This window comes from Pedobacter aquae (genome assembly GCF_008195825.1).
Classification (GTDB): Bacteria; Bacteroidota; Bacteroidia; order Sphingobacteriales; family Sphingobacteriaceae; genus Pseudopedobacter; species Pseudopedobacter aquae.
The window spans coordinates 3,457,873-3,478,097 of record NZ_CP043329.1; the positions used below are offsets into that span (position 1 = coordinate 3,457,873).

Annotated in this window: 16 protein-coding genes; 12 read left to right on the forward strand and 4 right to left on the reverse strand. The window is 36.8% G+C overall.

What is annotated here, in order from left to right; translation table 11 throughout:
• Positions 1–4: 4 nt before the first annotated feature.
• The 3 genes from secG (at position 5) to groL (ending at position 2,660) form a co-directional block, all read left to right on the forward strand.
• Positions 5–346, forward strand: coding sequence for a preprotein translocase subunit SecG (secG, locus tag FYC62_RS15260; protein WP_039454431.1), 342 nt, complete (start codon positions 5–7; stop codon positions 344–346).
• A gap of 236 nt (positions 347–582) precedes the next feature.
• Positions 583–858 carry a co-chaperone GroES gene (locus FYC62_RS15265; protein WP_149075559.1) on the forward strand — a complete coding sequence of 92 codons (276 nt, stop codon included), beginning with the start codon at positions 583–585 and terminating at the stop codon, positions 856–858.
• A 164-nt stretch (positions 859–1,022) separates the two neighbouring features.
• Complete coding sequence (gene groL, locus FYC62_RS15270; protein WP_149075560.1) at positions 1,023–2,660, forward strand: chaperonin GroEL; 1,638 nt, start codon at positions 1,023–1,025, stop codon at positions 2,658–2,660.
• 1,481 nt (positions 2,661–4,141) lie between these two features.
• Here the strand turns inward: groL and FYC62_RS15275 are convergent.
• The 4 genes from FYC62_RS15275 to FYC62_RS15290 form a co-directional block, all read right to left on the reverse strand.
• Complete coding sequence (locus tag FYC62_RS15275; RefSeq protein WP_149075561.1) at positions 4,142–5,635, reverse strand: gluconokinase; 1,494 nt, start codon at positions 5,633–5,635, stop codon at positions 4,142–4,144.
• Positions 5,620–6,642, reverse strand: a complete 1,023-nt coding sequence (locus FYC62_RS15280) for an NAD(P)-dependent oxidoreductase (RefSeq protein WP_149075562.1) — start codon at positions 6,640–6,642, stop codon at positions 5,620–5,622. Before FYC62_RS15280 ends, FYC62_RS15275 begins: the two co-directional genes overlap by 16 nt.
• A 167-nt stretch (positions 6,643–6,809) precedes the next feature.
• Complete coding sequence (gene lipB / locus FYC62_RS15285; RefSeq protein WP_149075563.1) at positions 6,810–7,517, reverse strand: lipoyl(octanoyl) transferase LipB; 708 nt, start codon at positions 7,515–7,517, stop codon at positions 6,810–6,812.
• On the reverse strand, positions 7,507–8,157 hold the full coding sequence (locus tag FYC62_RS15290) for a 4'-phosphopantetheinyl transferase family protein (RefSeq protein ID WP_149075564.1): 651 nt from the start codon (positions 8,155–8,157) through the stop codon (positions 7,507–7,509). Before FYC62_RS15290 ends, lipB begins: the two co-directional genes overlap by 11 nt.
• A gap of 75 nt (positions 8,158–8,232) precedes the next feature.
• Here FYC62_RS15290 and dcd point away from each other — a divergent pair, with 75 nt between their 5' ends.
• The 9 genes from dcd (at position 8,233) to FYC62_RS15330 (ending at position 20,225) form a co-directional block, all read left to right on the forward strand.
• Positions 8,233–8,769 (forward strand): dCTP deaminase, encoded by a 537-nt coding sequence (gene dcd, locus FYC62_RS15295; RefSeq protein WP_149075565.1) that lies wholly within the window; start codon positions 8,233–8,235, stop codon positions 8,767–8,769.
• 75 nt (positions 8,770–8,844) lie between these two features.
• Positions 8,845–11,550 (forward strand): TonB-dependent receptor, encoded by a 2,706-nt coding sequence (locus tag FYC62_RS15300; protein WP_149075566.1) that lies wholly within the window; start codon positions 8,845–8,847, stop codon positions 11,548–11,550.
• Positions 11,551–11,553: 3 nt separating this feature from the next.
• Positions 11,554–12,324, forward strand: coding sequence for an enoyl-CoA hydratase/isomerase family protein (locus FYC62_RS15305; protein ID WP_149075567.1), 771 nt, complete (start codon positions 11,554–11,556; stop codon positions 12,322–12,324).
• Positions 12,325–12,601: 277 nt separating this feature from the next.
• Positions 12,602–13,477 (forward strand): SDR family oxidoreductase, encoded by an 876-nt coding sequence (locus FYC62_RS15310; protein ID WP_149075568.1) that lies wholly within the window; start codon positions 12,602–12,604, stop codon positions 13,475–13,477.
• Positions 13,478–13,648: 171 nt separating this feature from the next.
• Positions 13,649–14,035, forward strand: coding sequence for a RidA family protein (locus tag FYC62_RS15315; RefSeq protein ID WP_039454874.1), 387 nt, complete (start codon positions 13,649–13,651; stop codon positions 14,033–14,035).
• Positions 14,036–15,383: 1,348 nt separating this feature from the next.
• A complete protein-coding gene (locus FYC62_RS17355; protein WP_205943733.1) occupies positions 15,384–15,536 on the forward strand; it encodes a bile acid:sodium symporter in 153 nt (50 codons plus the stop codon).
• Positions 15,537–15,556: 20 nt separating this feature from the next.
• Positions 15,557–16,348, forward strand: coding sequence for a bile acid:sodium symporter (locus FYC62_RS15320; RefSeq protein ID WP_240534903.1), 792 nt, complete (start codon positions 15,557–15,559; stop codon positions 16,346–16,348).
• Between the two features lie 155 nt (positions 16,349–16,503).
• On the forward strand, positions 16,504–19,818 hold the full coding sequence (secA, locus tag FYC62_RS15325) for a preprotein translocase subunit SecA (RefSeq protein WP_149075569.1): 3,315 nt from the start codon (positions 16,504–16,506) through the stop codon (positions 19,816–19,818).
• A complete protein-coding gene (locus FYC62_RS15330; RefSeq protein WP_149075570.1) occupies positions 19,815–20,225 on the forward strand; it encodes an SPOR domain-containing protein in 411 nt (136 codons plus the stop codon). The genes secA and FYC62_RS15330 overlap by 4 nt, the downstream gene beginning before the upstream one ends.

The following is a 20,225-nucleotide window of genomic DNA, read 5'->3' on the forward strand; positions in this document are numbered from 1 at the left end:
ATATATGACAACGTTTTTAATCATACTAGCAATTGTTATTTGTGTACTGCTGGTTTTAATTATTTTAGTACAAAACCCTAAAGGTGGAGGTTTATCTTCAGGTTTTTCTTCATCAAACAATATCATGGGCGTACAACGTACCGGAGATTTCTTAGAAAAAGGAAGCTGGGGTTTAGCTATTGCTTTAATGGTAATTGCTTTATTAATAAATGTAAGTTCTCCTAGCGCTACTACGGGTAGTGGGCCGGCAAGAGATTCTAAAATTCAAGAACAAATTGATAAAACAGCTGCACCATCTGCATTGCCATCATTACCACAAGGTAAACCAGCAGATACAGCTAAGTAATTAAATAAGAATTTTATTTGAAGCCACTCTTTCTTAAGGGTGGCTTTTTTTATAGATTTTATTTTTGGGTGGAGAGAGAAAAAAATTGCAGCACTTCTGACAAGCTGACATTTAAAAATTATCAGAAATACGCTCTTAGAGCGGTTAAAAATGAAAAAATGACAATTATTGCCTTTGGCATACTCTATGAGTAGTGTAGAACAAACGATAAAAAATTAAAATCATAAAATAGAACTATGGCATTGAATATTAAACCTATCGCAGACAGAGTAGTGGTAGAAGCTGCTCCTGCAGAAGAAAAAACTGCATCAGGTATTTACATTCCTGACACTGCTAAAGAAAAACCCCAAAGTGGAACTGTTGTAGCCGTTGGTAACGGTAAAGTTGATGAGCCAATGACTGTAAAAGTTGGTGATCAGGTTTTATATGGAAAATATTCTGGTACTGAAATCACTTACGAAGGTAAAGAGTATTTAATCATGCGTGAGTCTGATATTTACGCTGTTCTTTAGTACCAAGTATTTAGACTATAGTATCAAGATGATGGCAGCAGTGTAACTTATATCTGCTATGCCCGAATCTAAAAATTTGAAAAATAAATTAATCAGTTTCAAAAGTATTCCGTACGCAAGTCAGTCTAAATACTTGCTACTCAATACTTAATACTAAAAATAAAATGGCAAAACAAGTTAAATACAATGTAGAAGCCCGTGATGCTTTAAAACGCGGTGTAGATATTTTAGCTAATGCAGTTAAAGTAACTTTAGGTCCTAAAGGAAGAAATGTAATTATCGATAAGAAATTTGGTTCTCCTGCTATCACTAAAGATGGTGTTACTGTAGCTAAAGAAATCGAATTGAAAGATGCTTTAGAGAACATGGGTGCTCAAATGGTTAAAGAAGTAGCTTCTAAAACTGCTGATATTGCAGGTGATGGTACTACTACGGCTACTGTTTTAGCGCAAGCTATTGTAACTGCGGGTATTAAAAATGTGGCTGCTGGTGCAAATCCAATGGATTTAAAACGCGGTATTGATAAAGCCGTTACTGCAGTTGTTGCAAACTTAAAATCTCAGTCTCAAACTGTAGGCGAAGACAATAACAAAATTAAGCAAGTAGCTTCTATTTCAGCTAATAACGATGATGTGATTGGGTCTTTAATTGCTGAGGCTATGGCTAAAGTAGGTAAAGATGGTGTTATCACTGTTGAAGAAGCAAAAGGTACAGAAACTGAAGTTAAAACTGTAGAAGGTATGCAGTTTGATAGAGGTTACTTATCTCCTTACTTTGTTACCAATGCTGATAAAATGGAAGTAGAATTAGATAATCCTTATATCTTAATCTACGATAAAAAAATCAGTAACATGAAAGAGTTATTACCTGTTTTAGAAAAACAAGTACAAACTGGCAAACCTCTTTTAATTATTGCTGAGGATTTAGACGGAGAAGCATTAGCTACTTTAGTGGTTAATAAAATCCGTGGTTCATTAAAAGTTGCTGCTGTTAAAGCTCCAGGTTTTGGTGATAGAAGAAAAGCTATGTTAGAAGACATCGCTATCTTAACTGGCGGTACTGTAATTTCTGAAGAAAGAGGTTATAAATTAGAAAACGCAGATCTTTCTTACTTAGGTCAGGCAGAAAAAATCACTGTTGATAAAGATAATACAACAATCATTAATGGTGTTGGTAACAGTGAAGATATCAAAGCTCGCGTTAATCAAATTAAAGCTCAGATAGAAACTACTACATCAGACTACGATAAAGAAAAATTACAAGAGCGCTTAGCTAAATTAGCTGGTGGTGTTGCTGTTCTTTATGTTGGTGCTGCTACAGAAGTAGAAATGAAAGAGAAAAAAGACCGTGTTGACGATGCTTTACATGCTACAAGAGCAGCTGTAGAAGAAGGGATTGTTGCAGGTGGTGGTGTTGCTTTCATCAGAGCGGTTGAGTCTTTAGAAGGCTTAAAAGGCGCTAATGAGGATGAAACTACAGGTATCAAAATCATTAAAAGAGCTATAGAAGAGCCTTTACGTCAAATTTGTGCTAACGCAGGAATTGAAGGTTCTATTGTAGTACATAACGTTAAACAAGGTAAAGCAGATTACGGTTACAATGCTCGTACTGATGTTTACGAGAACTTAATTGGTGCTGGTGTTATAGACCCTACTAAAGTTTCTCGTGTTGCATTAGAAAATGCTGCTTCTATTGCTGCTATGTTGTTAACAACAGAGTGTGTTTTAGCTGACGAAGCTGAAGAAGGTTCTTCTTCTCCTGCTATGCCTCCTATGGGTGGCGGTATGGGCGGTATGATGTAATCAAAAACATCAGGCGCTTGCCTTCCTTATATAAAAATCCCTGCTCAAATTTTACTGAGCAGGGATTTCTTGTTTTATGGGCTTGTTTTAGAGTATAAAGTATAGAGTACAAAGTAGAAAGAGCCTAAATGTTGGCTAAGAACTTTTAAAAGTAAAAAGTCAAAAGAACTTAAATAGCGGAAATTTAGATATACTAGAGGGTATAGTGTAGAAAGAGCCTCCCCCTATACCACCTCGAGAGGGGGATACTTTGCAAATGGGTGAGGAATTGTCTTTTACAATGAGAATTTATTTGATACGCTTGGTAAGTATGCCGTTAGTGTCTCCCTTTGGAGGGAGAATCAAAGAGGGAGGGATATTGAGTACCAAGTATATAGTAGAAAGTAAAGAGTATAAAGTAAAAAGATGCCTAAAAAGCGATGTTTAGGGACTGCCTTTTAAGTAGAAAGTACAGAGTACAAAGTATAAAGATGCCTAAAAAGCGATATTTAGGAACTTCCTTTAAACATAAAACCCATCTTTCCTAAGAACGAGTACGGCCTATGAAGATTTGGAAGCGAAGTCAAATAAATCTTTTGCATAAACTTTCATGAAGCAGTATCGGAAAACAATCCGACGGGTGATGTAGAAACCTTCATAAAGCTATAACCATTCACACCACTCAGGATTGTAGATAAAGATTTATTTAGACGGAGCGACAAATATTCATCAGCCTTGAATTATTCATTTTCTGGTTATGGTTTTTCTTAGGCATTCATGAACTCGTTCCTCGTTTTTTGTTTACTTTTTTTTCAAGAAAAAAGTGCCTAGGGTTGGCCGCCTATGAGGCCGGAAAGCCCTGAGCGAAATAGCCAATTAATTCACAATCTCTATAAAACAATAAACATCCGCCTCTATCGCCGGCGAGGCTCGTTCCTTTTGCGGGACCAAAAGGAACCAAAATGAAGCTTTAGCGAATTCATGAATACCTTTTAAAATCAATAAAAACTAACGAATAAATCCTTGAGCAATCCCGCTGGAGCCTTTGCCGCACATCCCCTACCCACGCTCAAAAACAGTCAGCGCTTATTTTTGCTCGCTTGTAGTTTAAAAATCTTTTTAAAAAAGCAAAAAAACCTGTTTAAACAAGCTTTTCAAATATGTACTTTATAGCATATACCTTCATGGAGTATATAACATACAGCTAATTTTTAAAGATTTACTTATGATTTCATACCTTTTTTATCAGGTTAATTTTTAATGATGGATATATAATTTGCCTCTTTACTGGAAGGGAAAGTAATAAATGAGGCTGGCACTGGCTTTGTAAATACCTTATCGGAATTTACATCTACCTATGTTAAATTTCTACCTATGCGAAACAAAAGGATGTTAAGACATTCGGTTTGGGTAGTCAAGAAAGCACCTCAAAAATTATGGGTTTTGAGGTGCCTTCCACTGGCTACATTTCTTTTCTTAATAGGCTAAACTTACCGCTGAACTTATGAAGGATGATTTGCTAAAGCAGCATGCTCTTTATACAAAGGACCTAAAGTTTCACGTAGCTTTTTGAAAAATTGATAACGTTGATGATGAACTTCTACAGCAGCAGCATCGGGATAGATGGTCATATTATTTCCAAGACCATGTGAACCTATGGTATTGATGTTTTTATCCTTATCCTCGGCTGCAAAAGCAAGCATAGCACTACCAACTATACCCAATTCATCCCCGGAAGGGATATGAATAGGTAAACCCATGATATTGGCAAAAATTTGTACCCATGGTTTTATATTGGTTCCGCCGCCACCCATACGCAACTCGGTAATAAGAAGCTGATTTTCTTTTAAGGCATCAAAAATATAACGCATAGAATAAGCTACCCCTTCTAATACAGAGCGAGCCATGTCTGTTTTGCTGTGGTATTGGCGTAAGCCGAAAAATACTCCAGAAGCATAAGGACCTGTTTTAGAGTCCCTTTCACTGGTTAAATAAGGCAAGCAAATTAAAGGCGCTGTTGTGCCTAAGTTAAGCATGGCTTCATCATGTAAATCAACATCAAACAAGCTATTGCGCAACCAATTAATAGGTAAGGCGGCATTATTAAGAGCCCCACCATTTAAAAATAGCTGCTTGTTTAGTGCATAAGGTTGTATACGCTTATTATCGTCTTGGTCAAAAGCAGGTATTTGACCAGCTACGCGAAGCATCGCGGATGTACCCACATTCATGATACCAACACCTTTTTGTAAAGCTCCAGAGCCTATAGCTAAAGCTGCGCCATCATAAACACCTAGTAAAACTTTAACACCTTGTTTTAGTCCTAATTCGGTCCTGATGTCTTCCTGTAAAGAGGAAAGATAAGAGGTGCCATCTTTAATTTCTGGAAATTGTTTTCCTTCTAAACCTATATGGCCTAATAAAGTATCATCCCAAGTTCCGTTTGTGATATTATAGGCCTGGCTTGCTGCTGCGGTACTCATATCAGTAGTGAATTCGCCTGTTAACCAGTTGAATAAAAACGATTTACTGTCTGAGAAATATTGAGCCTTCTTAAATAAGTCTTTTTCTTGGGTAGAGAAATAAAATAACCTAGCCAATACATAAGGACTTATAAGCGGGCAGCCAGTTTGCGCATAAATATCAAAGGCAGAATAACTTTCTAAAAAAGCATCAAAAGTTTTTTGAGACCTGATATCTGAAAGTAAAGTAATACCTGTAAGCGGCTTTTTATGCGCATCTAATAGCATTAAGCCAAACTGATAAGTAGAACTTACGATATATGCTACTTGGTTTTTAGTATCACCAACCAGCAACTCTTTACATAAACCCAGGATAAGTTTTTTAAGCTCCTCTGGGTCGTGTTCTGCTTCTCCTTTTTGATTACTTTTTACGGGTACCGCTACGGAGCGTATACTGATGATTTCTCCGCTCTCATTTACCAGCCCTACTTTAAGATTTGTTGTACCTAAATCAATGGCTAGTGAGAGGACCATACTCTGCGTTTTGTTTGTAAAACTTCAGGATTAGCCAACTCGCCTGCAACTCCATTATTTTGGAAAACCGAAACAGCATCATCAACACAAGTTTGACCCATACCATGCAAAGATTCCCAGCTATAACCACCTAGGTGAGGTGTAATAATGGTGTTTTCTAATTTTGCTAATCTGTGGTTTCCATCTATAGGCTCGCCTTCTACCACATCTGTTGCGTAAACGCCCAGTGGTCCGTTTTGTAAAGCCGCATATAAAGCGTCTTCATCAACCAATTCTCCACGACAAGTATTTACCAAAACGGCATCTTTTTGCATGCTATCAAACTGCGCCTTACCTAACATTCTTTTAGTTTCATCTGTTAGTGGGCAGTGGAACAAAATAGCACTAGAAGTTTTAATCAACTCGTCTAAAGAAACTTCTTTAGCACCAAATTGGGCAAATCTTTCTTTAGCGATATATGGGTCTGATGCAACTACATTTGCTCCAAAACCTTTAGCCAATATTTCTGAGCTACGAGAGCCAATATTTCCTAAACCAATAATACCAATGGTTTTGCCTTTTATCTCCATACCAATCATTCCGGCTCTTTTACTCCAATCGCTATTTCTTACCGCTCTTGAACCCGAAACTAATTTTCTAGACCCAGCCATCAATAAAGAAACAGCGTATTCTGCAACAGCTTCTTTCTCAATAATACCTTTAACTCTGGACACCATGATGCCTAATTCTGTAGCGGCTTCTAAATCTACATTATCACAACCAATACCATGACGTACTAAAAGGACTAAGTTTTTACACTTTTCTAAAGTTGCTCTAGGAATTTTTGGCGTAACGCTGGCAATAATACCATCAGCGTCTTTTAAATATTCTGCAAGGGCATCGCCATCAATATCTGCTGGTACGGTAATATGTTTAATATCGGCAAAGGCTTCTAAGGTGCTCATGTGGTCAGCAAAGTGTTTACCGAAGGTGCTAGAGTTAAGAATTGAAATTAATGGTCTTCTCATTTTTAAATGTGTTGGGTTTAAGAATTTTACGCGACTAAAATATGCATTAATACACGTATATGGAAAGAAAATAAATAATTGTTTAAGTGTAAATTATACATCTAAAACCAGAGAAATACAGAACTTTAGGCTGTAAAATAAAAGGGCTTAGTGTATGACTAATAGAATTATGTATTGGATAAGTCCATTTCAAATAAGTTTGCTATATGCTGTTTAAGTTTGGCTTTAACTTCATCCATGTCTATGGCTTTACCTAATTCTCTTTGCATAGAGGTAACGTCTTTGTCATCTATCCCGCAAGGGACAATATTTTTAAAGTAATCTAAGTTGGCATTAACATTAAAAGCAAAGCCATGCATGGTTACCCAGCGACTGCATCTTACGCCCATAGCACAAATTTTACGAGCTTTTTCATTATCGGCATCTAGCCAAACGCCGGTATAACCTTCGTATCGGCCGGCTGTAATGCCATAATCTTTTAAAGTTAAAATAACGGCTTCTTCTAAAGTGCGAAGGTAGAGGTGTATATCGGTAAAGAAATTATCTAAATCTAAAATAGGGTAACCAACCAATTGACCAGGGCCATGGTAGGTGATATCTCCGCCCCTGTTTATCTTATGGAAGCTAGCTTCTTTCTCTATAAGCGCCTGTTCGTTTAGCAAAAGATTTTCTGCCTTACCGCTTTTTCCTAACGTATAAACGTGAGGGTGTTCTACAAAAATAAGGTAGTTAGGCGTTTGTTGCGCTGTTTCTGGATGGTTCCTGTTGACCGTTTTTATAGCAACGGTTTCTGCAAAAACAGCCTCTTGTTTATCCCAAGCTTGTTGGTAAGGTACTAAGCCCCAATCCTGAAAAAATACTTTATTATTCTTCATCTTCTTCGTAAACGTAACCTAACATGTAATCCTCAAACTTGCGATATGCTATTTTATAATTTTTAACTAAAGGCTCTTTATGGATACTACCTTTTAACACCCCTTTTGTTTGGTATGGAAACTCTTCTAAATGAATATCGTCTTTAAAAGATGTTTCTTTTTTACCGTTAAGTTTATAAAGTGCTTCTTTAGCACACCAGCAAACGTATAAATGTTCTATGGCGTATTGTTCATCCATAAAACTAAGCTCTTGTGGGCTCATAAATTTTTGCTGAACTCTGGTGATTTTATCTTTAATGATTTCAATATCAATACCTACTCTTTTGTCTTTACTAATTATAACTGCCGCATAATCATAAGAATGGCTTAAAGAAATATGATGCGGCATATTTAATAAAACAGGTTTGCCGTTTTCATCGGGTTGGCAATCTATATACTCCTCGGTGTTCAGCATTTTTCTTAAGAGCACTCGGGTAGCCAGCCAATGCAGATTTCTTTTTTGGGTATTTAAGCCTTTTAAAACCTCTTTTTCATGATCTTTTAGTTGTAACTGTTTTTCTAAAACAGCAGGTTCTTCTTCTATTTTCCAAAGTCCTATATAAGTATTTGGATGTATTTCTTCCAAAAAAGTAAGAGGCATCTATTTAATTTCTAATACGGTACAAAATTATTTTAAATAAATCATATTTTAGGCAAAGTAAAACCATATTAAATCATGATTCTTTCAGACCAACGTATCTTAGAAGAAATTGAGAAGGGCACCATCATTATAGAGCCTTTTAAAAAAGAATGTTTAGGTACTAATTCTTATGATGTTCATTTAGGAAAATATCTGGCTTGTTATACCGATAGGATACTAGATGCTAAAAAACATAACCAAATAGAACACTTTGAAATTCCTAAAGAAGGCTTTGTCTTGCAACCCAATACCTTATATTTAGGAGTAACTTTAGAATATACAGAAACACATCAGCATGTACCTTTCTTAGAGGGAAAATCAAGTACAGGTAGATTGGGTATTGATATACATGCAACAGCAGGTAAAGGTGATGTTGGTTTTTGTAATACCTGGACACTTGAAATATCTGTAGCACAGCCAGTTCGTATTTATGCTGGAATGCCTATTGGACAGTTGATTTATTTTGTAGTAGAGGGCGATATCCAAACCCTATATAATACTAAAGGAAACGCTAAATACAATAATAAAACCACCAGACCTGTAGAAAGTATGATGTGGAAAAATAACTTTTAAAATCTTACAGCGTTAAGGAACTAAACTTTCTTAACGCTCTTTTGTCTTACCTATAAAACAATCCGAAATAACCTAATGAGAAAGTTTCATTTCCTTTTCCTCCTCTTTATTGCATCAATTTTTGTGGCTTTTGTGGCCCAAGATGATAAACTAAAGCAAGTGATGGCTAATTTTAACAAGTTTCATACATCACACACACAGGAAAAAATTTATTTACATACCGATAAACCTTATTACGCTACTGGCGACCAAATTTGGTTTAAAGCCTATGTGGTTGATGCGCAAACCATGCGACCATCAGCGCTGAGCAAAATCATGTATGTAGATTTAATCAATCAGAAAAATCAAGTTAAAAAAACCCTTCGTTTACCTTTAACAGCTGGTTTTGGCTGGGGAAATATAGAGCTGGCAGATTCTTTAAAAGAGGGGAATTACAGGCTAAGAGCCTATACCAATTGGATGCGTAATTTTGATGAAGCTTTTTTTTACAACCAAACTTTTAAAGTTGGCGATATTCGTTCTAGCCAGGTAATCACCCAAACCAATTATGAGTTTAGCAAAGCCGATGGTAAAGAGTTGGTGGTAGCAAAAATCAATTTTAAAAATGTTGATGGTTTTCCTTATGCCAACAGAGAGGTAGAGTATACCGTAGAGCTTGATGGCCGGCAAACAGAAAGAGGAAAAGCAAATACTGACGATAAAGGCAATGTTATCATCAACATCACCAATAATAAGCCAGAAATTATCAAATCGGGTATGTTAAGTACAGCCTTAAAAATTTCTGAAGGCACATTAGTGAATAAGTTTATCCCAATTATCAGCACCAGCAACCAAATAGATGTTCAGTTTTTCCCTGAAGGCGGAGACATGATTACCCAAGTAAGATCAAGGGTTGCCTTTAAAGCTGTAGGTAGTGATGGCTTAGGAAAGGCTATCAAAGGTTATGTACAAGATAACAATGGAAAAAGAATTGCCAACATCACTTCCAGATATGCGGGTATGGGCTATTTTTCTATCTATCCGGAAGCTAATTTAACTTATGAAGCAGTTGTTACTTTTGATGATGGCTCTGAGAAGAAATTTCCACTTCCGGCGGTTAAGCCAGAAGGGATTGTACTTAGCGCTATAGATAGAGGGCAGGATTCTTTATTGTTAAGGGTACAAACCAATGATGCTTATAGCAGCACTCATTTAGGTAAAAATTTTACCGTTGTGGCGCAATCTTCTGGTAATATCATTTACTCGGCAGTAGCCAAACTTTCAAAAAATGGTTTTGCTGCTTACATACCTAAAGTGCAATTTCCAACAGGCATCATTCAGTTAACACTTTTTAATGATCAAATGCAGCCTTTATCAGAACGTTTGATATTTCATGCTCATACCAAAGATTTTTTAAACATCGAGGTTAAACCTGATAAAGAAGTTTATACCAAAAGAGGGAAAGTGAATATAGCTGTTACAGCTAAAACCAATGAGAATAACCCAATGGTAAGTTCTTTATCTATGTCTGTTATTGATGAAGGTAAAGTGCCTGTTAAGCCAGAAGAAGAGCATACCATTTTATCAGAACTGTTATTAAAATCAGACCTTAAAGGCCATATAGAAAATCCAAATTATTATTTTCATGAGGTAGATGATAAGAAAAAAGGAGATTTAGATGTGCTACTGATGACCCAAGGTTGGAGAAGATTTAACTGGCAAAACCTCATCACCAACACCTTACCAAGTTTAGCTTTTAAACCAGAAAAAACTTTAAGCATAGCAGGTACAGTTACCAATAATAAAAAGCCTGTAGTTAATGGTAACATTACTGTTTTTAGTTCTTCTGGCGGTACCTTTATTATTCAAGCTAAAACAGATGAAGCAGGAAAATTTGAGATAGACAGTTTACTATTTCCTGATAGCACCAAGTTTGTAGTACAAGCTAGGACTATAAAAGATAGAAAATTTGTGGAGATTGTGATGGATGAATTTGGTAAACACCCCGTACAAACGCCTTTTGCAAAATCAGAACTTTCGGCCAATATCAATTCTTCTATGGCAGCCTACATCAAAAACAGCAAAAGTCAATATGAAGAATTATTAAAAAATGGATTAATCACCCGCTCTATCATGTTAGACGAGATAAGTGTAATAGAAAAAAGAGAAAAACTACAAAACTCTAGCAATTTAAATGGCGGTGGCAATGCAGACAGGGTTATTACAGCAGAAGAGCTACAAAATGCACCCAATTTAGAGTTTGCCTTACAAGGAAAAGTAGCTGGGATGATGATACAAAACGGAGAAATATTTTTCATGAGAAATATGGGTGGTCCGCCGGCTCAAATTATTTTAGACGGTATTTTTGTAGAAGCAGATTTCTTAAACACCATAGCCCCGCAAGATGTAGAAAGTATAGAGATTATGAAACCAGGAGCCTTAACCTCTATTTATGGCTCAAGAGGAGGGTCTGGTGTAATTGTCATCAATACCAAAAGAGGTGGCGGTAATTATACGTCTACCAATACTTATACGCCAGGTTTAATTGCTTATCAACCGATAGGCTTTACTGCCATGAAACAATTTTATGTGCCTGCTTACGATAAGGCAGAAACAAAAAAAGATATGGCCGATTTTAGAAGCACCATTTACTGGAACCCTACCGTGATAACAGATACCACCGGAAATGCAAAAGTTAATTATTTTAATGCCGATGGTACAGGAACCTACCGCGTAGTTGTTGAAGGTTTAGATATTTATGGGCGTTTAGGCAGAAAAGTTATCAGATATAAAGTAAATTAGGATATGAATACATTAAGCGTAACCATAAGAGAGAAAGTGGCTATTATAGCATTAAACAGAGGAAAGTCTAACGCTATGAACGCCGAGTTGGTAAAAGAATTAAAAAGCCTCATCAAAAATATAGAACAAGACGACCAAATTTTAGGTGCTATATTAACAGGTAAAGAGGGCTTTTTTACAGCAGGTTTAGACTTAATAGAGCTTTATGCTTATGATGAAAATCAAATCAAAAGCTTTTGGGTTGATTTTCTAGACTTAGTTAAAACCTTAACCCTATTTAAAAAACCTTTGGTAGCAGCTATCAGTGGGCATAGTCCAGCAGGTGGCTGTGTAATGGCGCTCTGCTGTGATTATAGAGTCATGGCAGAAGGGAAATACATCATCGGTTTAAATGAAGTGCCCGTAGGTATCATCGTACCCGATAGTATTTTCCATTTGTATGCTTTTTGGCTGGGGCAAGCAAAGGCCTATCAAAGCCTATTAGAAGGCAAACTTTTCTCGGTTGATGAAGCTAAGCAAATAGGCTTGCTAGATGCCACTTCAGACATCAGCAGCTTAATGAGCCATGCACAAAAGAAAATACAAAGCTACTTACAGTATGATGCTACCACATGGCAGCAATCAAAACTAAATTTGCGTAAAGAATTGATAGCAAAAGTATCGGCTGACCAAACTTCTACGCTAGATATTATGTTAAAACAATGGTGGGCGCCATCAACAAGATCCATCTTAAAAACAATTATAGAAAACCTTAAAGGGGGAAGTGAAAAGTAGAAAGTATGGAGTATAAAGTAGAAAGATTTTACGAGAGTTTTCATACTAAACACACCAATGAACTAATACACTAATGAACAAATGGCTAACCACCTAACAAACTAACAACCCAACCAACTAACCACCTAACAAACTAACAACCCAACCAACTAACAAACTAACCAACTAACAACCCAACCAACTAACAAACTAACCAACTAACAACCCAACCAACTAACAAACTAACCACCTAACAACCCAACCACCTAACAAACTAACCACCTAACAAACTAATATTATGTACAACCAACCCATGTTAAGAGACAATGCCTTAGAAGGAAAAACTTTCGTTGTAACAGGCGGCGGAACCGGTTTAGGCAAAGCCATGAGCACTTATTTATTAGAGTTAGGTGCGCAAGTAGTTATTACCTCCCGTAAGTTAGAAGTACTGCAAAAAACAGCTCAGGAGTTAGAAGCTAAAACAGGTGGTAAAGTTTTACCGCTAGCTTGCGATGTTAGAAATGCCGAGCAAGTAGATGAAGTTTTAGCAGCCAGTTTAGCAGCCTTTGGTAAAGTAGATGGTTTATTAAATAATGCAGCTGGTAATTTTATATCGCCAACAGAGCGCTTATCTGCCAACGCATTCTCAACCATTATAGATATCGTTTTAAAAGGTACTGTAAACTGCACTTTGGCCTTTGGCAAGCATTGGATAAAAGAAAAACAAGCAGCAAGTATCCTCAATATCGTTACCACATACGCTTTTACAGGCTCTGGTTATGTAGTGCCATCGGCATGCGCTAAAGGCGGTGTTTTGGCCATGACAAAATCTTTGGCCGCAGAATGGGGTCGTTACCAAATCAGATGTAATGCCATAGCACCTGGTCCGTTCCCCACAAAAGGCGCATGGGAAAGATTATTACCTGGAGACATGGCCAAAAAGTTCGATTTTAAAAATCGAGTGCCCTTAAAAAGAGTTGGCGAACACCAGGAATTAGCAAATTTAGCAGCCTATTTACTATCAGATTTTTCTAATTACATCAACGGAGAAATCATCACCATAGATGGCGGCGAGTGGTTACAAGGTGCTGGCCAGTTCAATGGCCTAGAAATGATAAGCCCAGAAATGTGGGACGCCCTAGAAGCTATGATTAGAAATACCAAAGGCAGCTAATTTAGCCCCCATACTAAAATAAAATAAATTTTGTAAAGCCAGGTTCTTCGCCTTTATTTGCGGATAGTCTGGCTTTACGCTTATACTGCTTCAGGCCTTAGCCACAAAGCCGGTATCCGCTGCAATCCAGTTTATTTTTCAAATACATTGCTAAAAACTTAAACACATAAAATGACAAACAGACAAAATTTTACTACAGGTTCTCCTTGGGAAGATATTATTGGTTATTGCAGAGCAGTAAAAGTGGGTAACACCATAGAAATTGCAGGTACAACCATGGCTAAAGATGCAGACGGAAACGCTATCACTACTTTATACGGACAAACAAAAGCCATTTTAGAAAAACTAAAAAGCGTTTTAGAAGATGCCGATGCCTCTTTAGAAAATGTAGTGCGTACCCGTATGTTTTTAACAGATATTTCGCAGTGGGAAGAAGCTGCAAAAGCACATGGCGAGTATTTTAAAGATATCAAACCTGTAACCACTATGGTAGAAGTATCAAAATTGATAGATCCAGAAATTCTTATCGAAATAGAAGTTACGGCTATTTTAGGATAATTTTAATAAAGTATAAAGTAAAAAGTATAAAGTAAAAAGAACCTGAAAGGTGGTTATTTTTAGAACTGCCTTTTGGGTTAAATAGTATAAAGTACATAGTACAAAGAACCTAAAAAGCGGATATTTAGGAACTTCCAATAATATAAATCAAACTTTTCCTAAGAACGGGGGCCGGCCTATGAAGATTTGGAAGCGAAGTCAAATAAATCTTTTGCAGAATCATTAATAAAACACTGTGAGAAAACAATCCGACGGGTGTTGTAGAAGCTATCATTAAGCAAAAACATTCACACCACTCAGGATTGTGGCTAAAGATTTATTTAGACGTAACGACAAATATTCATCAGCCTTGATTTTTTGTTTACTTTTTTATCAAGAAAAAAGTAAATAGGGCTGGCCGCCTATGAGGCCGGAAAGCCTTGTGCGAAATAGCCAATTAGTTAACAATCCCCATAAAACAATAAATATCCGCCTCAAGAGCCGGCGGGGCTCATTACTTTTTAGAGGAAAAAAGTAATCAAAATCCTTGAACAATCCCACAGGAGCCTTTGCCGCACAAATCTTACCCACACTCAAAAACAGGGAGCGCTTATTTTTGCTCGGATGTGATTTTTCAATGTTAGTATAAACTCGAACGCAAAACCGCATGCGCTATAGGCTTGGTTGTGCTAGCTTTTTTGTTTCTGCTCCTGTTTTTGAATTTTTACCGGCTCTTGGGGATTGCTCATGCGCTTCGGTTTAGCCTGTTTTTATGAATGGTTGTTCCTTTCTTGAAGTAGAAAAGTATGGATTATAAAGTAGAAGTAAAAAGAACCTAAAAAGCGGATATCTATGGAGACTACCTTAAATATAAAAACTCATCTTTCCGAAGAACGAGGATGGCCTATGAAGATTTGGAAGCGAAGTCAAATAAATCTTTTGCAGAATCATTAATAAAACACTGTCAGGAAACAATCCGACGGGTGATGTAGATACTTTCATTAAGTAAAACCATTCACACCACTCAGGATTGTGGATGAAGATTTATTTAGGCGAAACGACAAATATTCATCAGCCTTGCCTGCCTGCCGGTAGGCAGGATTTATTCATTTTTTGTTTATGGTTTTTCTTAGGTATTCATGAACTCGTTCCTCGTTTTTGTTTACTTTTTTTTCAAGAAAAAAGTGCCTAGGGTTGGCCGCCTATGAGGCCGGAAAGCCTTGTGCACAACAGCCCATCATAATATCTTTAAATAATAATCATCCGCCTCTATCACCTGCAAGGCTAGTTCCTTTTGAGGGTACAAATAAGAACCAAAGTTTCATCATCCCAAGCTAGCAGCTCATCAATAATCATTATCTTCGTTTCAATGAAAATCAAAGTAGATAAGTTTGTTATAGCTGTATTCATAGCCATTATCATTGCTTATTTTATACCACAATGGGGCGTTAAAGAAAGTAAAATACCTTTAGCCGCTATTTCATCTATAGGTGTATCCTTAATTTTCTTTTTTATGGCTTAAAATTAAGTGCCGATAAATTAATAGCAGGGCTAAAAAACTGGAAACTTCATGTTCTTGTTCAGCTATCTACCTTTTTGTTATTCCCATTATTGGTTTTGCCCTTTTATCCATTAGCGCTTGCAACCAAGCAGGAACTATTATGGCTATCTATGCTTTTTCTTGCAGCCTTACCTTCTACAGTTTCCTCATCAGTAGTGATGGTAAGTATGGCGAAAGGCAATTTGCCAGCAGCCATCTTCAACGCCAGTATTTCCGGAATTATAGGTATAGCTATTACGCCATTATGGATGGGGATGTTTTTACAACAAACATCAGGAGATTTCAATTTAGGAGCTGTTTACTTACAGCTGATAGTAGAAATTATTTTACCCGTATTAGTAGGCATTCTTTTACAACGCTATTGGGGTAAATTTGCTATCCAGTACAGCAAGCAGCTAACACTTTTTGATAAAACAGTCATCCTCATCATCATTTACAAAAGTTTTGCGCAGTCTTTTGCCGATGGCTTATTCGCAGAAATATCTCTAAGAGATTTAATACAACTATCCGGTTTAACCGTTTTACTATTTTACAGTATGTATTATTTGGTTGGGTATTTAGCCAAATACCTGAAATTTAATACAGAAGACAGCATCACAGCACAATTTTGTGGAACAAAAAAATCATTGGTACACGGTACCGTTTTTTCTAAAATATTATTTAGTGGAATGCCTACTATTGGTGTTTTGCTACTTCCATTAATGATTTTTCATGCTTTTCAGCTCGTTGTTATCAGTTATGTGGCTGGTAAATCAGCTAAGAGGTCAACCTGATATTTATTCGTGATAATTTTACGTTTTACACAGCACATTATATTCCAAACTCTTAAATAAAATCTTAATTTTACCGTTCATCAAATGTCAAATTGGCTTATATTGGCCAATGGCTCAATTGTTGATTTTATTGAGTTTTCAAACACAAACGCAGAATGTTAAATTTTATAAGTAAGCTATTCGGTAGTAAATCAGAACGCGATGTTAAAAGCCTGAGACCTATCGTAGATAAGATAAACGAAGAATTTCAAAAACTTGCACATATTTCTCATGATGAATTAAGAGCAAAAACCTCAGAATTTAAACAAAGAATTCAGGAAAGCCTTTCAGAAATCAACGGGAAAATTACAGATATTAAAAATACAGTTGAGCAAAACCCTGAGCTTTCTTTACACGAAAAAACAGCTTATTACGATGAAGTTGACCGTTTGGAGAAAGAACGTAACAAGAAGTTAGAAGCAACTTTATTAGAGATTTTACCAGAAGCTTTTGCAGTTGTAAAAGAAACCGCCAAACGTTTTACAGAGCATGAAACTATAGAAGTTTCTGCAACACCTTTTGATAGAGAATTGGCTGCAAAAAAAGCTAATGTTGTGATTAATGGCGAGAAAGCCATCCATCATAACAGCTGGATAGCAGCTGGTACAGAGGTGAAATGGAACATGATTCATTATGATGTTCAGCTGATAGGTGGTATGGTATTGCATCAAGGTAAAATTGCCGAAATGGCAACGGGTGAAGGTAAAACTTTAGTAGGTACTTTACCTATTTATCTTAACGCTTTATCAGGTATGGGTATCCATGTGGTAACGGTGAATGATTATTTAGCTCGTCGTGACTCTGAGTGGAACGGACCGCTTTTCGAGTTCCACGGTTTATCTGTTGATTGTATCGATAAACATTATCCAAACTCTGCTGATAGAAGAAAAGCTTACCAAGCTGATGTGGTGTACGGAACCAATAATGAGTTTGGTTTTGATTACCTGCGTGACAATATGACACGTACACCAGAAGAATTGGTACAAGGTAAATTACACTTTGCTATTGTGGATGAGGTTGACTCGGTTTTAATTGATGATGCCCGTACACCCTTAATCATTTCTGGTCCTATCCCACGTGGAGACCAACATGAATTTTACGATTTAAAACCACGTATAGAGCGCTTGGTAAATACCCAAAGAAACTTTATCACCAACGTTTTAAACGAAGCAAAAAAGCAAATTAATGAAGGCAAAACAGGTGTAGAAGAAGGCGGTTTAGCATTATTAAGAGCTTACAGAGGCTTACCAAAAAATAAAGCCTTAATCAAATTCTTGAGCGAGCCTGGCATGCGTCAGGTATTAACTAAAGCAGAGAATTATTACATGCAAGATCAAAATAAAGAGATGCATAAAGCAGATGCTGAACTTTATTTTATCATTGATGAAAAAAATAATCAGGTAGAGCTTACAGAAAAAGGTATCGAGTTAATTACAGCATCGGGCGAAGACCCTCATTTCTTTGTCTTGCCAGATGTAGGTACAGAAATAGCTGATATTGAAAAATCTACCATCAGTAATGAACAAAAAGCGAATCAAAAAGATGAGTTGATTAGAGATTACTCCATCAAATCAGAACGTATACACTCGGTAAATCAATTATTAAAAGCTTATACCTTATTTGAAAAAGATACTGAGTATATCATTGATGAAGGAAAAGTTAAAATCGTTGATGAGCAAACCGGTCGTATTATGGATGGCCGTCGTTACTCAGATGGTTTACACCAAGCTATAGAAGCGAAAGAAAATGTGAAAATTGAGGATGCAACGCAAACTTATGCAACCATTACGCTTCAAAATTACTTTAGAATGTACCATAAACTTGCCGGTATGACGGGTACTGCCGTTACAGAAGCAGGTGAGTTATGGCAAATTTATAAATTAGATGTGGTGGAGATTCCAACACACAGACCAACTTCTCGTACCGATATGCAAGATAAAGTATATCGTACCATGCGTGAGAAATACAATGCCGTTGCAGAAGAAATTGTAGAATTAACAAAAGCAGGTCGCCCGGTTCTGGTAGGTACTACTTCCGTAGAGATATCAGAATTATTAAGCCGTATGTTGAAGTTAAGAGGTATTAAGCACAACGTGTTAAATGCCAAGCTACACCAGAAAGAAGCTGATATTGTTGCAGAAGCAGGTAAATCAGGTACAGTAACTATTGCAACCAACATGGCTGGTCGTGGTACCGATATTAAATTAGGCCCAGGCGTTAAAGAAGCTGGTGGTTTAGCCATTGTAGGTACAGAAAGACACGAATCTAGAAGGGTTGATAGACAGTTAAGAGGCCGTTCTGGTCGTCAGGGAGATCCAGGTTCTTCGCAGTTCTTTGTGTCTTTAGAAGATAATTTAATGCGCTTATTTGGCTCAGAACGTATTGCCAATTTAATGGTGAAAATGGGTATAGAGGATGGCGAAGTTATCCAGCATTCTATGATTACCAGTTCTATAGAAAGAGCGCAGAAAAAAGTAGAAGAAAATAACTTTGGTATCCGTAAAAGATTATTAGAGTATGATGATGTGATGAACTCGCAACGTACCGTAATTTATACCAAACGTAAAAATGCTTTATTTGGTGAGCGTTTAGACCTAGACATCGAAAACATGGTTGTTGATGTGATAGACGATATCGTTACCGAGTATAAAGACGCTAATAACTACGAAGGCTTTAAGCTAGAACTGATTAGAATTTTTGCTATTGATACTGCAATTACACATGAAGAGTTTACTGGCTCTAATATCAACAAGCTTTCTGATATTATTTTTGAAGAAGCAACAGAAGCTTACAAGCGCAAATCAGATGCTATTGCACAGCAAGCTTACCCAGTTTTAAAAGAGGTATTAGATACCAGAGGTCAAGCTATTGAAAGTATTATTGTGCCTTTTACTGATGGTACACATGGTATACAGGTTGCCGCTCCATTAAAAAAATCTGTAGAAACACAAGGTAAAGAAGTTGTAAAAGCATTTGAGAAAAATGTTGTTTTAGCTTTAATTGATGATACTTGGAAAGAGCACCTTCGTGAAATGGACGACTTAAAACAGTCTGTACAAAATGCTGTTTATGAGCAAAAAGACCCCTTAGTGGTTTACAAAATGGAAGCCTTCAATTTATTTAAAGGAATGCTTGCAGGTGTAAATAAAGAAGTGGTAAGCTTCTTGTTTAAAGGTATTATTCCAACTAACGATGGTCATGCAGCACCAGTTCAAGAAGCAAGACAAGCGCCTCAAACAGATATGAGGCAGATGAAAGTTTCTAAGCCAGAGTTAGCAAGAGAAAGCAATGGCGTACCCGTAGATGATACCCGCGAATTGCAAAGAACACAACCCGTAGTTCGTCATGAAGACAAGATTGGTAGAAACGACCCTTGCCCATGCGGAAGCGGAAAAAAATATAAAAATTGCCACGGTTTATCAGCATCATGAAAATCATTAGATACATATTAGTTTTAGGATTTTGCTTCACAGGAACTTTAGCTTTTGCACAAAAAGGTACGGTTAAAGAAGTTAAAGACCCTTTAATTGATAGTTTGATAGCCAGAAGAATAGCATTAAACAAAGGAGTTACCAAAGATGGTACTCCTATTGTTGTTTATGGCTACCGCGTACAAATTTTCTTTGGCACCAACCGTAACGATGCTTACAATGAGCAAGCTCGTTTTAAAAGTTTATATCCAGAATACAACACCTATATTTCATACACTCAACCAAACTACCGGGTAAAAATCGGCGATTTTAGAACCAGAATGGAAGCACAAAAAATGCTAACAGAGCTAAGACCCGTATTTCCTACCCTTTTTATTTTTAACGAACGTATAAATCCATCTAATTAA

Bases quoted from the DNA above. Each gene is read 5' to 3' on its own strand.
- FYC62_RS17355 (WP_205943733.1), top strand. From the start codon at position 15,384: ATGAAAATCAAAGTAGATAAGTTTGTTATAGCTGTATTCATAGCCATT.
- FYC62_RS15275 (WP_149075561.1), bottom strand. From the start codon at position 5,635: ATGGTCCTCTCACTAGCCATTGATTTAGGTACAACAAATCTTAAAGTA.
- FYC62_RS15265 (WP_149075559.1), top strand. From the start codon at position 583: ATGGCATTGAATATTAAACCTATCGCAGACAGAGTAGTGGTAGAAGCT.
- FYC62_RS15290 (WP_149075564.1), bottom strand. From the start codon at position 8,157: ATGCCTCTTACTTTTTTGGAAGAAATACATCCAAATACTTATATAGGA.
- groL (WP_149075560.1), top strand. From the start codon at position 1,023: ATGGCAAAACAAGTTAAATACAATGTAGAAGCCCGTGATGCTTTAAAA.
- secA (WP_149075569.1), top strand. From the start codon at position 16,504: ATGTTAAATTTTATAAGTAAGCTATTCGGTAGTAAATCAGAACGCGAT.
- FYC62_RS15330 (WP_149075570.1), top strand. From the start codon at position 19,815: ATGAAAATCATTAGATACATATTAGTTTTAGGATTTTGCTTCACAGGA.
- FYC62_RS15310 (WP_149075568.1), top strand. From the start codon at position 12,602: ATGTACAACCAACCCATGTTAAGAGACAATGCCTTAGAAGGAAAAACT.
- dcd (WP_149075565.1), top strand. From the start codon at position 8,233: ATGATTCTTTCAGACCAACGTATCTTAGAAGAAATTGAGAAGGGCACC.
- FYC62_RS15305 (WP_149075567.1), top strand. From the start codon at position 11,554: ATGAATACATTAAGCGTAACCATAAGAGAGAAAGTGGCTATTATAGCA.
- lipB (WP_149075563.1), bottom strand. From the start codon at position 7,517: ATGAAGAATAATAAAGTATTTTTTCAGGATTGGGGCTTAGTACCTTAC.
- FYC62_RS15300 (WP_149075566.1), top strand. From the start codon at position 8,845: ATGAGAAAGTTTCATTTCCTTTTCCTCCTCTTTATTGCATCAATTTTT.
- FYC62_RS15280 (WP_149075562.1), bottom strand. From the start codon at position 6,642: ATGAGAAGACCATTAATTTCAATTCTTAACTCTAGCACCTTCGGTAAA.
- FYC62_RS15315 (WP_039454874.1), top strand. From the start codon at position 13,649: ATGACAAACAGACAAAATTTTACTACAGGTTCTCCTTGGGAAGATATT.
- secG (WP_039454431.1), top strand. From the start codon at position 5: ATGACAACGTTTTTAATCATACTAGCAATTGTTATTTGTGTACTGCTG.